Source organism: Stenotrophomonas aracearum (assembly GCF_031834615.1).
Lineage (GTDB): Bacteria > Pseudomonadota > Gammaproteobacteria > Xanthomonadales > Xanthomonadaceae > Stenotrophomonas > Stenotrophomonas aracearum.
On sequence record NZ_CP115543.1, the window covers coordinates 2,496,930 to 2,508,995 of the forward strand.

General features: G+C 53.9%; 12 protein-coding genes. 4 read left to right on the forward strand and 8 right to left on the reverse strand.

Annotation, left to right across the window (positions count from 1 at the left end):
* Window positions 1-78 precede the first annotated feature (78 nt).
* The 4 genes from PDM28_RS11350 to PDM28_RS11365 all read left to right on the forward strand — a co-directional run bounded on the left by PDM28_RS11350 (window position 79) and on the right by PDM28_RS11365 (window position 4,291).
* Complete coding sequence (locus tag PDM28_RS11350; RefSeq protein ID WP_311182076.1) at window positions 79-489, forward strand: hypothetical protein; 411 nt, start codon at window positions 79-81, stop codon at window positions 487-489.
* Window positions 486-2,543 (forward strand): YadA-like family protein, encoded by a 2,058-nt coding sequence (locus tag PDM28_RS11355; protein ID WP_311182077.1) that lies wholly within the window; start codon window positions 486-488, stop codon window positions 2,541-2,543. The genes PDM28_RS11350 and PDM28_RS11355 overlap by 4 nt, the downstream gene beginning before the upstream one ends.
* A gap of 154 nt (window positions 2,544-2,697) precedes the next feature.
* Window positions 2,698-3,123, forward strand: coding sequence for a hypothetical protein (locus tag PDM28_RS11360; RefSeq protein WP_311182078.1), 426 nt, complete (start codon window positions 2,698-2,700; stop codon window positions 3,121-3,123).
* Between the two features lie 109 nt (window positions 3,124-3,232).
* Window positions 3,233-4,291 (forward strand): hypothetical protein, encoded by a 1,059-nt coding sequence (locus PDM28_RS11365; RefSeq protein WP_311182079.1) that lies wholly within the window; start codon window positions 3,233-3,235, stop codon window positions 4,289-4,291.
* Between the two features lie 22 nt (window positions 4,292-4,313).
* Here the strand turns inward: PDM28_RS11365 and PDM28_RS19305 are convergent, their stop codons facing one another.
* The 8 genes from PDM28_RS19305 to PDM28_RS11400 form a co-directional block, all read right to left on the reverse strand.
* The gene (locus PDM28_RS19305; protein WP_425507662.1) at window positions 4,314-4,865 is read right to left on the reverse strand and encodes a type 4 pilus major pilin; all 552 of its coding nucleotides are present in this window, start codon (window positions 4,863-4,865) and stop codon (window positions 4,314-4,316) included.
* Complete coding sequence (locus PDM28_RS11370) at window positions 4,808-5,005, reverse strand: hypothetical protein (protein ID WP_175422525.1); 198 nt, start codon at window positions 5,003-5,005, stop codon at window positions 4,808-4,810. The genes PDM28_RS19305 and PDM28_RS11370 overlap by 58 nt, the downstream gene beginning before the upstream one ends.
* Before the next feature lie 107 nt (window positions 5,006-5,112).
* Window positions 5,113-5,619: a hypothetical protein gene (locus PDM28_RS11375; protein WP_138927527.1), complete on the reverse strand. Its 507-nt coding sequence runs from the start codon at window positions 5,617-5,619 to the stop codon at window positions 5,113-5,115.
* A gap of 61 nt (window positions 5,620-5,680) precedes the next feature.
* Window positions 5,681-8,503, reverse strand: a complete 2,823-nt coding sequence (mobF, locus tag PDM28_RS11380; protein ID WP_311182080.1) for a MobF family relaxase — start codon at window positions 8,501-8,503, stop codon at window positions 5,681-5,683.
* Window positions 8,504-8,582: 79 nt separating this feature from the next.
* Complete coding sequence (locus PDM28_RS11385; RefSeq protein WP_311182082.1) at window positions 8,583-9,956, reverse strand: type IV secretion system DNA-binding domain-containing protein; 1,374 nt, start codon at window positions 9,954-9,956, stop codon at window positions 8,583-8,585.
* 478 nt (window positions 9,957-10,434) lie between these two features.
* Entirely contained in the window at window positions 10,435-10,881 is a 447-nt protein-coding gene (locus PDM28_RS11390; protein ID WP_311182083.1) for a hypothetical protein, read from the reverse strand.
* Window positions 10,878-11,447 (reverse strand): hypothetical protein, encoded by a 570-nt coding sequence (locus PDM28_RS11395; RefSeq protein WP_311182084.1) that lies wholly within the window; start codon window positions 11,445-11,447, stop codon window positions 10,878-10,880. Before PDM28_RS11395 ends, PDM28_RS11390 begins: the two co-directional genes overlap by 4 nt.
* Before the next feature lie 102 nt (window positions 11,448-11,549).
* A complete protein-coding gene (locus tag PDM28_RS11400; RefSeq protein WP_138927531.1) occupies window positions 11,550-12,056 on the reverse strand; it encodes a hypothetical protein in 507 nt (168 codons plus the stop codon).
* Window positions 12,057-12,066: the final 10 nt, after the last annotated feature.

The window sequence follows — 12,066 nt, forward strand, 5'->3', positions numbered from 1 at the left end:
ATCGCTGCGCCATAAAATAAAGCCGCCTTCGGGCGGTTTTTTTGTGATCAACGTCTTGCGTTTTAGATTTTTTCTGTTTTGTTGAAGGCAACTCAACGAAACGGAGATCCAGTGTTTAAATTATTTATCCCACTACTTGCCCTTTTATCAGCACCCGCATTTGCAACAGTGATCACAACTGTCGATCCCCAGGCATTCAATGCGGCCGTCAAGCCAGCAGTGTCTTTCCAGAACAGCGTTTGCACAGTGCAAGGCGCATTGATCGTTGCTAACGAACTCGTCTCTGATGCGCATATCGTCATTCGAGCAAATCAGGGAACGTCTCCCGTAGCGGAAGCACGCACAGGCAGAGACGGGCGCTACACCGTTTCATTTGCGTCAAAGAAAGGAGCGGGCTTCCAAGAAGTCGTGATCTCTAAGCCAAGCAAAGACGGAAAAATCAGCGCAGTGCCTGGACCCACCTTCGTGTGCGGTGGGGTGAAGCAATGAGCGCTCTCCGCAGACTCTCTATCGGGCTGACGTTCGCTCTTGCAGCCTTCGCCCATCCGGCAATGGCTGACACAGTCGGCGATCAAATGATCATCAAAGGCTCTCAGAACGCCACATGCCGGGACAATGGTGTAGTCGGCTGTCTCGTGCTCGGCAACGGCGCTTCGGCGTGGCTGACTACCGGAGGAGTCACAGACAACTCCATTGATGCCAACCCAATCGGAACGGCAACTGTCGTTGGGAATCGGGCTACCAATACAGACGGCGGCGTTGCCTTTGGCGATACGGCCTCATCTGCCTGGGGCGGTTCGGCAATCGGCAATTTTTCTGTCGCTGGCCAGCAAGCGGTAGCCCTTGGATACCGTGCTTATGCGGGCAGCATCGGCAGCATTGCCATCGGTTCAGGCGCGGTCGCAAACGGCAGCATGTTCGGTTCTGCAATCGCAATTGGCGGACAAGCAACAGGCGCTCGCACAATCGCGATTGGCGGCGAAGCATCCTCCCAAAATGCAGTCTCCATAGGCCACGGCTCGACGGACGGTGGTGCGAATACCGTTTCTGTCGGTGACAGCAACTTGCGTCGCCGAATCGTCAATGTTGCAGCTGGTCAGGCCGCAAATGACGCGGTGATCGTGAGTCAGATTGCCCCGATTGCTGCGTCTTTAGGCGGGGGAGCTAGCTTCACGAACGGTGCTTTCACTGCCCCAAGCTACGCCCTTTCGACCGGGACCTACACAACCGTGGGAGCTGCGTTGACTGCTTTGGACAACAAGCCAAGCAGTGGATCAGCCTCCCCCTATTTTAAGGCGACATCCCCTGTCTCTGATGGCTCAGATGCCACACAAGCAACAGGTCAGTCGGTCGTAGCAGCAGGAGCCGGGGCGAAGGCTGCTGGCACCTACAACACGGTGATTGGCGCTGACAGTGGCGCGTCGTCCTACGGAGCAACGGTCATCGGCAGTCTTAGTTCAGCGGGCGATTCCGCCTTCGCAGGCGGACATCAAACCGTTGCTGGCGACGCGTCGGTGGCTTTGGGTGCTTACGCAACGGCCGGCCAGAACTGTATTGCCATTGGCTACGGTGCATCGTGCACCGAATCAATGACAGCAAGCTTTGGCAGCGCGGCTGGTCAGCCTGTTCGCTTGACGAACATCGCGAGCGGCCTGGATGAGACTGACGCAGTCAATATGGGTCAGCTCAACAGCGTCTCCGTTCAAGTCACCAACACCCAAAACGCTCTCTCTTCGACCACCAGCTATTTGGGTGGCGGCGCCAATTACAACGCGGTCACGAACACCATCACAGCTCCAAGCTTCAACTTCCTGAGCGGTGCGAGCTACAACACAGTCGGCGATGCGCTGGCAGACCTGGATGGCCGGGTGACAGGCTTGGAGAACGCACCCGGTGGCGGTGGATCCAGCACACCTGGACCGCAGGGCGAGAAAGGTGAGACAGGAGCGCAGGGCGACAAAGGCGATAAGGGCGATCCAGGTCAAGATGGGAAAAACGGCTCGGCCAATGTGGCAGCTGGCAAGAACATCGAAGTTCAGACGCAAGTAGATGGGAGCACTACTGTGAGCCTTTCAGATCAAGTCGAGCTGAGCGAAGAAGGATCGATCAAGGTAGCCAAGACCATCATCAATGGTGAGGGAATCAATGCCGGTGGCAACCGGGTGACAGGCGTCGGGAACGGCTCGATCTCCAAGGGATCAACAGACGCGGTCAATGGCGGTCAGCTGTATGACATGCAGCAACAGTGGTCAGATCGTTGGGAAGACACCACACGGCGCGTTGGCAACCTGGAACGTGAGGTCAAGATCCAGGGAGCTCAGTCCGCAGCATTCGCCTCGATGATGGGTGCACAGACTTCTGGTGTGATCGGCGAAGTGCATGCGACAGCGGGTGTGGGCTTCTACGGCAACAAAGCTGCCGTGGCTGTCGGTTGGAAGGCCCGTGTGAGTGAGAGGGTCAACCTCTCGGCAGGATTCTCCAAAGGAATGGGGGGCGGATCCGTGCAGGGTGGCATCGGGATCTCAGTCAACATCGGCCACTAATTATTGTTCAAACCTGGGGAGATCCGATCTCCTTCTTCCCAGGCGGGGGCTCCCTTTTTGAGTGAGGGGGCCCCCATCTTTTTTCCTCTGAAGCATTGACAACAGGCCAGATCACCTTTGACTGAGTGTCACTCAACCAAAAAAGGAGATCATGATGAAGCTGTATCTAATGTTCCTACCGCTGTCGCTAATCATTTTTTTTATGGCTGAAAACGTAACGGACACAGATCAGATCGAAGTTCAAAGCGGACCATCACCCAAGTTTCTTGAACAGATGAAGCGCGAGCTGCCGAGACTCAGATTACGAACGAAGCAAGCTTTTGAAGAGAACTTGATTGTCAGCGGTTACGCTGAAAAGCACCCCGAGAATTCGTTGTGTGTCAGTGCGTCGCTCGATAGCAAACGTCTGGCGAGAGAGGCAGCCGCTGACTACTTCCTGGCTAGTGCATATTTTGAGGGGGCCGCTGATAGGCTCGCCAAGCTGAGACAAGGCTTTGCCAACTCACAGCGATCTATTGAAGCCTCTCGGATGTGCATCGAAGCCAACAGCTCAGACAACTATTACACAACAGGCAAGTAGTGAGCCCTCCCCTTCCATAAGCGGCACTCTGCACCCGAAGCTCAGTTCTGAGCTCCGGTGGACGGCTACAATATGGAGCGCGCCACTCCCTTTGGTGACGGAGATCAGAATGGACGATCAGTCAGAGCAGACCCTGCCACCGCCTACCCTCCCGAAGGATCTTCGGATCTCACTCATGGGATTCCAGGATCAGAAATTTGCGCAGACGTTCGGTGAGCATCTGTGCTCTACCTTAGCCGCGTGCAGCCGTGTCCTGGACCTCGAAAGACTGGCAGGTGTGACAGTCGGGTATGACCTTGCATCGGCCATAGCATCCGTTGACATGGGTGAGCCGGACGTATCACCGCCTTCGTTCACTTCAACTGCGGAAGTCAGATGCATCGCAAAGGCCGTCACGGTGAAAAGGGACGGGATCGAGAAGACGCACGTCGTATACAGCGCAGCCTTCATCGAAGACATCGTTGATGACGAGCTCCCAGGCTTTCAGCAAGCACTGCACCTGATTGCTCATGAGCTTGGACACGTCGCAGAGCTGAAATGGCGAGACGAATCGGCCCCTGGATTCGATGAAAAGCTTAAGGACGGCATGTTCGCCGACAACCTATTCCTGCACACCGCAACGGCGGTTTGGGAGGAATATGCAGCATGTCGCCTCACCGGTTTCATCGGCGATGTTGAAGCATTGAAGCAAGAATATGCCAAGAACTTCGATGAGTCAGCCGGCCTGTATCTCGGCAGAGCAAGAGAAAAAATTAAAGACTATCGTGCTCACCAAAGCGTTCGAACACTTCTATTAGAAGCCGGCCAGCACACAGCGATGCCTCTCAAATTGGCTTCGTATCTGCTCGGTCACCTTGATGCCAATCAGGACGAGACGGACCTTAAGGTGCTCTGCCCGACCTATGACGATTCAGGGCTTACTGAGTTGATCCCTCGGTTCTGGACAGCACTGCGAAGCACTTGGAATCGGATGGATGACAAGGCAGGACTCGCTGTCTTTGATGAGCTTAAGCAAGTGGTCATCGAGAGTTATGTCAATGCCGGCGTCAACATCACACCACAGGGTGAGGACTTCTTCGTCAACGCACCTTTTACGGCTGAGACCATGCCAAATGGGGAGGCAGACATGGTCGAAGTGAGAGCCCTTCAAGCCCTAGGACTGCTCTGATACTAGACCTCATGTGCAGGCCCTAGATCCGGTCAAGTGCTACTTCGCCACCCTCAGCACAGCTCTCGGACAACGCGCCGTGATTGAGAGAACGGCGAGAGTAGACCAGCACGCCATTGACGTGGACTTCCGAAAACGCCCTGGCAGAGCTCTGCACCAGCCCTAGGCACAGGCTCGCCTGGACTGCAGTCGCGGTGATTCGGAAGCCCTGCCCTGCATTGAGGGGTGAGAGCTCGATGTTTCCTAGGATCGGGGAGTGCAGTCCCTGGCCTACTACCCAGGCAGTCGGGACCAACTTACGCTCAACAGCACTTGCTGTGCTGACGCTTTGATAGCGCCCTTCTGCAACTGCGTAATCAGCAGCGATGGCGTCAGCCAGTTGGGCAAGGTTCGCAGACTCCTGTTGGATCCTAGTGCCAGCGGAAGTTGGGCCAAAGACCTTCCAGGCAGCGAGACCTACGATTGTAGCTAGACCCACCACTAAGCTGAGCTCGACGAGTGCAAAGCCGCGAGACTTCATCTCTTCGCTCCCGCCCGTTCTGCAACCATGATCTTTTTGAAGCGCATGAGGCATAGGGTCAGTGCAAGAACAGCTGATGCCATGTATGCAGAGAGCTGAGCGCCCGTCGCTCCATAGTTCGGCCAGAACACGAGCATGGTGACGAAGCTCAACAACACGGCTGTAAGCAAAAATGGATATGGGACGTTCTTCATGGTGATCTCCTTTGATGGGTCCTTTCATCAAAAGCCAGATCACTCGTTTGTCAATCATTGGGCAAAAAAAAACCGCCCGAAGGCGGTCAAGGTGAAGCACGGATCTATTAGATGAAATGAGGATACTCAAAAATAAAGCCACCGTCAGGATTGGTGAACTCACAGCCTTCGACAAAATGGAAAACGCGATCTCGGCCAACCTTCTTTCCTTCGGCTGACATCCGCATCTGCTCGACCGCGTCGTTGAGCATTTGGGCAAAAGCCTTATCATCAAGCCCACGGAGTTCGGACTCATCGCGACGAAGGTCTTCAATGACATCCTTCATGACACACATCGCCGCTGCGTAGCTCTCAACGAACCCCTGCATCCGGACAGTTTCGCACTTGGACTTCAAGAGCGCCTTCTTGGTGACTTCAAGCTCGCTCGTGGCGTTGCCCAAGTTGATGCCAAGCTGCACGTTCTCGAACTGGGCGGTGCGAGCCTGTCCCCGATAGTCCCGGGCGCGGTCAGCCTGGTGAGCGACTTGGTCACCACGGATGCTATCGAGCCCCTGGTCCACAGCTTCCTTGTTTTGCTGGTTCAAGATGTTGGAGAACTTGGTAAGAAAGCTCATGTCCATTCCTTTGACCAGGCCAACCCCGGTAAGGCCATGCTGCACCATATCTAGAGCAGAATCAACGTGTTAACGCCATCCTAGCCTGCCTATTCCGACGAGCGGTCAAACGCTCAACGAAGCCGAAATTGACCTTCAATTTCTGCCCCAGCTGCTGACCCAGCTGCTCAAACTCGCTTTTCAGGCCCGGCTGCTTCGCCCGCATGGGCTTTTTCGCCTCAATGGTGTTCTCTTTGAGCCGCTGCTGCCCTAGCTTTCCTTTTATCTGGTCCAGGCTCATCGAATCGGCAAACAGTGTATAGCTGCCTTTGGTTAGACGGGTAAAAGCCACCAAAGCGCTCTGGTTGTCGGTCATCCCCGCATGCCCCAGGTGGAAGATGTCAGTCTTGCCCTGCCCTTGGGCCTTATGGATCGTTGAGCAATAGGACAGATCAAGAGCGCTGTATTGGTGGGAGTCAAAGCGAACCATCTTCGTGACCCCGTTTCGCTCGATCTCCACCCCAAGGCTCACCCCACCCGCACTGCTTCGCTTGATGCTCTTCACCGTCCCTTTGGTCCCGTTGATCACTCCAAGTTCCTCGTCTTTGACGTTGAAGATGACCTGATCACCCCGGCTCAACGTAAGGTCACGAAAGACCTTATTTTTACCAATAGATCGGAAGGTGAAATCATCCTTTTCTACCTGCCCACGTGCTTTCAGTTCCTGCCGAACACGTCGATTGAGATCCTGCATATCCTCGTTCGAGTGAGCAAGAATGAGACGTTCTTGGGTAGGTGCAGAGCTGTTGAAATAGGCTTTGATACAAGCCTTCTTCGCTTGCTCGCCCGTTGCCCATTCGTCCACCTGACCATTGTCTATAAGCGCTTGGAAGATCTTCTTGCTCTTCTCAATGATGTCACCGCGTGACTGCACTTTGTCTGCGTTTCGGACTTTGCCGTCAGCGCCATAGTTGTAGAAGAGCCCTGCTGTATGACGGTCCTGAGCGTTCTTCTGACGGCGGATTTCGGTGAGCTTTGCGTCCCCAATCGCGTCCTTGGCGATGGACATGCCCGAACCTGCCCCGACAGGCTGAATCTGCTCTTGGTCACCCTGCAAGATGAGCTTTGCACCCGCTTTCTGGCAATAGGCCATCAAGTCCCGAGTCTGGCGGCTGTCCACCATTCCTGCCTCGTCTAAGACGACGACATGCTTATCCGTCAACTTGAGCTTGGATTTGCCCAGGTCACTGATCAGCTTGGCAACACTAGTGCACGCAAGGCCCGATTCCTGGTGGAGCTTTTCGGCCGCTTCGTTGGAAACGCAAGCACCAAGCACGGTGCGCCCATCGGCTTTGAAGGCCTCCGCGTAAATCAGGCTCACTGTCGTCTTGCCAGTTCCAGCAAGCCCTGAAAGCACGCCCACGCCCCCTGTATTGATGGTGAGGTGCTCCACAGCTTCCCGCTGCTCTGGACTGATTTGGAAGCCCTTGGCTGCCTCGAAGGCCTGAATGGCATCGTTGAGCTTGGTGAGCGGCACATGTTGGGAAACCTCGCCTTCACGGCTCAGTGTCTTATGCAGGATCTCTCGCTCCATCGACACCATCCACGGGGCAGCAAAGCGCTGCTCTGTATGCCGGCGAGCAAGGGATGAGCCCATGTCGTCCGTGTGGATTCGCTCAGGGCAGACACGAACAAGATTGTTGCGCTGGATGAAGTCCGGCACCATGACGTCCAGTTGGCTTGAATCGATCATTCCCGAGTTAGCCTGTCCCAACCGAAAACGGAGCTCTTTTTCATCAAAGATTGCTTCATTCTCGTGGAGAAGCTCCAAGATCTCTTCGTCCGTAGCTGGAACGAATTCCGTGGTGATCTTCTGTTGTTTGATCTCGGCAACGGTCATCAGAAGCTCTGGGTGCTCCTTTTGTAACTCAACGGCGTCCTGCTTCCACGCCTCAACCAGTTCAAGAAAAGTAGGTTCATCTTTATGCTTGCGTGTGGCAAGAGACGCTTGCTGCATCGTCCCGCCGTTTTCTTGTTGATGCTTCAAGATGTCTTCGCAACGACTTGACCAGAGCTTCGATAATTTATCAGTGCCAGGGATTTCCCATGTCCTAACGCCGGTCTTCTCACCGAGTGCATTGACTTCAACATGCTGTTCGATGGCGTAGCCAAGCGCTTTGAGGCCTGCTGCCAGTTCGTTCTTGTAGATCTCATCTGCTGCTTTGCGGTGAGCAAAGATCTCATGACTGTCGTAAGTCCCCCACTTCCCATCGACCCCCTTCGCAACGGCATACGCAAGCGCATGGGTATGAATCTGAGGGTCCAGATTCCTTGAACTTAGATGCTGATGAAAAGAGACGATCAATCCATCGACTGGGATGACAGTCTTGCCACCTTGATCACGCCGGGTCTCGACCTTGCTTTCGATGTAGCCAAAGGCCCGCTCGACAGCCTTACGCTGAACTTCGAGGATCTTCTCCCGCTCGTTCTGATCTGCCAGAGCAAACACGGTAGACAACGACTTTGGTGCGCTAAACGTCAGCTCATAACCAACACGATGACCGCCTTGTTCAATCATGACCTGGTTGCCATCTTCGTCTAGGAGCGGAGCACCCTTCCCATCGAACTTTGGCTTTAGGACCGGCTTTTCGCCAGCGTTCTGGCAGAGCGGTTCATTGGTGAGGGGATGAAAGCCGTCGCATAGCGAAAGCATGTGTTTCCCATCCACAGCGATGCCAGCGAGCTTCATTTCATGCGCGAGTTTACCGCCCCAATATGACGCAGAGACCTCTTGAACCTCGCCGTTGTAGTAGCGAATCAGGCCTTCGGTAGCGAGCAGGTATTCGACCACAGGCTTGCCGTCTTTGTTCTTGCCTTGAGCTGTAAGTGCGGTGATTGGAATCAAGCCTGATCTCCTCTAATGTGATGAGATCAGTCAAAGGCATTCAGAGGAAACGTCAAGATCAAAGGCAGTTTTTGAAGCATCATTCCCGGAAGAACTGATCGATCTCTTCTTTCGTCATCCCAACGCGCTTTGGCTGAGCACGAGGAGATGCAGCAACCTGGGTAGGTGCGGGAAGCACCGGAGTGTTGCTGTTGCGCTTGTGCGGCTGAGTCATCCATCGAGCTGGAACTTGACCTGGGCGCTTGGTTTTCATGACGACACCAGGAAAGCCGAGGAGGAGTGGGTCTCCCCCCATCTGGACAATTGCCCTCACCCCAAACCCATGCGGGCCATATTGCTTGCCTTTGCGCGGGCCAAGGCGGTCCGTAAGCTCACCCGGGCTGACCAGCGCCCTGCTCTCTTCGTGCACTGCGGCCTTCTCATCATGCGTTCGATACGCAACACGATGCTTGCCAAGTTGCTGAGCGGCCTTCTCTCTTGTCTCACCGATCTGCAACTGACAGATGATGTGGGTGCCGACCATAGACGACATCGTTTCGGCGAGTTTATCGCCATAGACCTGGGCTACTTGGGCGATGTTCTGATAGCAGCCTATGAAGACCACTCCTTTGCTTCGGCCTTTGTCAATCAGAGGACCGATGTTGAGCCTACCGGCCGTCGCCAGCTCGTCGAAGACAAACCCAATGAAGCGATCCCTCTCCGCATCTGGGAGCTTAGGGGAGATGATCTCTGGGACCGCAAGATTGACCAAAGCGCTGATGTAAGCCTTCGTCATGCCCTCCTCTGGGCCGCTTTGCACTATGACTTGCTTGCGTCCTTTATAGCCATCCTGAGCCCACTCCGTGATGGCAAAGCGGCGGTTCTCTTTGCGCACGGGCCAGGCCATTGCCAGGTCGTCGATCAGCTTCGTTTGAGCCACGAGCGTGGCAAGCAATGAAGAGGTGGTCTGGCTCTCCGTGTTCTCCACCAAGCTTGTCGCAGTCGCGAAATGCTCCTGGATCATTGGAAGCATGGCCGCCGCCGACTGGTTTTTGAGCAATGCGAGATCGGCCCACGTCCACACGCCAGGATTTTCCACTTGCAGGGATCGGATAGCGGCGACGAGCAGCTGCCTTGCTGCCATCGACCAGAAATCACCATTTTTTTGATCAGGGCTCCCAGGGATCAGGATCTCGGCAAGCATCGCGGCTTGCAGTGGATAGCGACAGTCAGCCGCTATGTCCCAATAATAAGACCGTTCATCGAATGGACAAACGATGATGGGCTTCTTGAAGTAGCTCGTGAAGTCGCCTTTGGTGTCGTAGAGGAACAGCTTGTGATCCGCCCATATGATCTGCTCAATGATCGGCAACAGGATCTGGGTCTTGCCGCTTCCCACTGAGCCCTGCATTAGGACGTGTCGTGACCAATGGGACTTGGGTAGGTGCAGCTCCGGATGGAGCTTCAAGCTCATCCTGACCATCCATCCTCCTTGATCTGCTTCTGCGTCATCGAGCGGCGATGTGCCTCTCTGATCGCTGCCTTTCCATCTAGCAATCTTGGGCCGGACACATGCCAAGTGTTGGACCGGGGTTCCAGAGCCTTTGCACCTACCCAAGTTGCAAGCGAAAGACTTAGTGCAAGCGATGGACCAACACGGATCCAGACCTTCCAGGGTTCCCACATGAGACTGGTGTATTCGTGCGCTCTAGCTGAGCAGAGAGCCCCGAACGTGAGCTTGTTGAGGATCGCAGCAGGAGCCCCCACCAAGTCAAAGGACAGGCTCGGGGTCAGTGGGCTATCAGGCAGCTGCCAGGCTAGCCAGGTGAGGCCTGGATAGGCAGTTAGGATCAAGATCAGGAACAGGGCTACGGCATGGTCGACCCGCCGCACTGGCTGGCTAGGCGGAATGGAGGTCGGGACTGTGCCGAAGGCGTTGTAGACCTTTGCCTTCATATGCGTCTGACTTGTGCTTCGGCTGCGATCTGAGGTGTTGCTTGGCCAAGGTTCCTGCGGTCGTTGTCTGCTGCAATTGACCGGATAAACCAGGCAGGAATATCTATGTAGCCGTTGATCAATCCACTCAGCACTTTAATGACATTAGGATCATGAACTGATACCTCAGTGGCCGCATCAACCTCACCCTCGAAATGCGAAAAAATATAAAAACCTTTTCTATACAATGACCTTGCATCGAACATGTCATCAGCGCAGGAGTAGAATACCGGGTTACTAATATCGACGTCTGACAACGTGAGTTTCGACAGAATTTTTTCAACTATCCTAATTCTTTGCACACAACACCACGACTCCTTATTTATGCATGTCAAACACTGGATAATAGCTTTTGATTTATCCGAAAAATGGGACTGTTGCACCAATGCTCCAATCTTAATCATAAGCGCACCACCTTAGCTGCCCGTTCAACCCGTGGCACTTCATTGTTTAGATACGAATTTTCAATCACTGATAGAACTTGCCTTGTCTCCTGATCAATATTCTGGGGGTCAGCGTTCGGATAGACAGGAAGGATCATTGCCTTAGCTACATCTGCCGATGCGACAGCGCCAAGGGAGAAAGCAGCAAGCACGAGGCTTGGGATGTTCTCGTTTACGTCTGTCCAGCGCCAATAACGGCCTTGGACGGTGAGCACATCCAAGAGATTGCGCCCATTGCTCAGCTGAGCGTTCGGATCAGCGCCGAACATCAAAAGGCTATGTAGTTGATCGACGTAGCTGGAAGCCTCGTAGCGGTGATCACCCATCCACTCACTTGGATGATCAAGCATCGAAAGGTTGTGGAGGAAGATGCATGTGATGTCATCGGGCATCCCGGAGTTACTGCAGCTACCTAATCGCACTGAATTAGCTACTTCCATGAGCTGCTGTTGCCAGTGGTTAGAGCAGGCAGTCATCTTTACAAGGTCACGCTGCATGATTGGCAAGCGTTCGATAGCATTGATCATTTGTGCATCTCCGTTTTTTTGTTTGAGTAAAATCAGTCAAAGGCAGATGCAACTAAAGTCAAGAGATTGAGGTATAAGAAAAAGGCCCCGAAGGGCCTTTTTTTACATTGACTGTGCTTTGGGCTTTTGTTCCCAGGGCTTTTCCGACTGAGTCAGCGTTGGCTTGGCAGTGAATTTCTCCATCTCGCCTTCAACCGGAACACGTCCTTTTTCACGCATGAAAGCATTGAATTTCTCTTCGTGTTGCTTCTCTTCGTCAATGCCATCTCTGTTGATGAACTGCTTCTGATAGCCGTCGTTGTTCTGACTGCGTGACACGCGCTCCGCGTTCTGCGTTTGCGCATGCATGATTTCTTCAATTTGGTCAGAGCGATAGACCGACAGCTTGCTTTGGAATTCAACCTGGCTAACCGTTGATTTCAATAACTCAGGATCCGAACTCTTAGACAGTGAAGTGAGTTCAGTTTTGAGAGCATCGCCCGCTTGTGAAGTGATCTTGTGCTCTTCTTGCTTAAATGACTTGACCTGATCAGTCATTGTGGCCTGTGGACCAGGATTGTTCTGGTAGAACTCGTTGCGCCTCTTTTGTGCTTCTGCAAAACTTGTCATGAATGGTCTC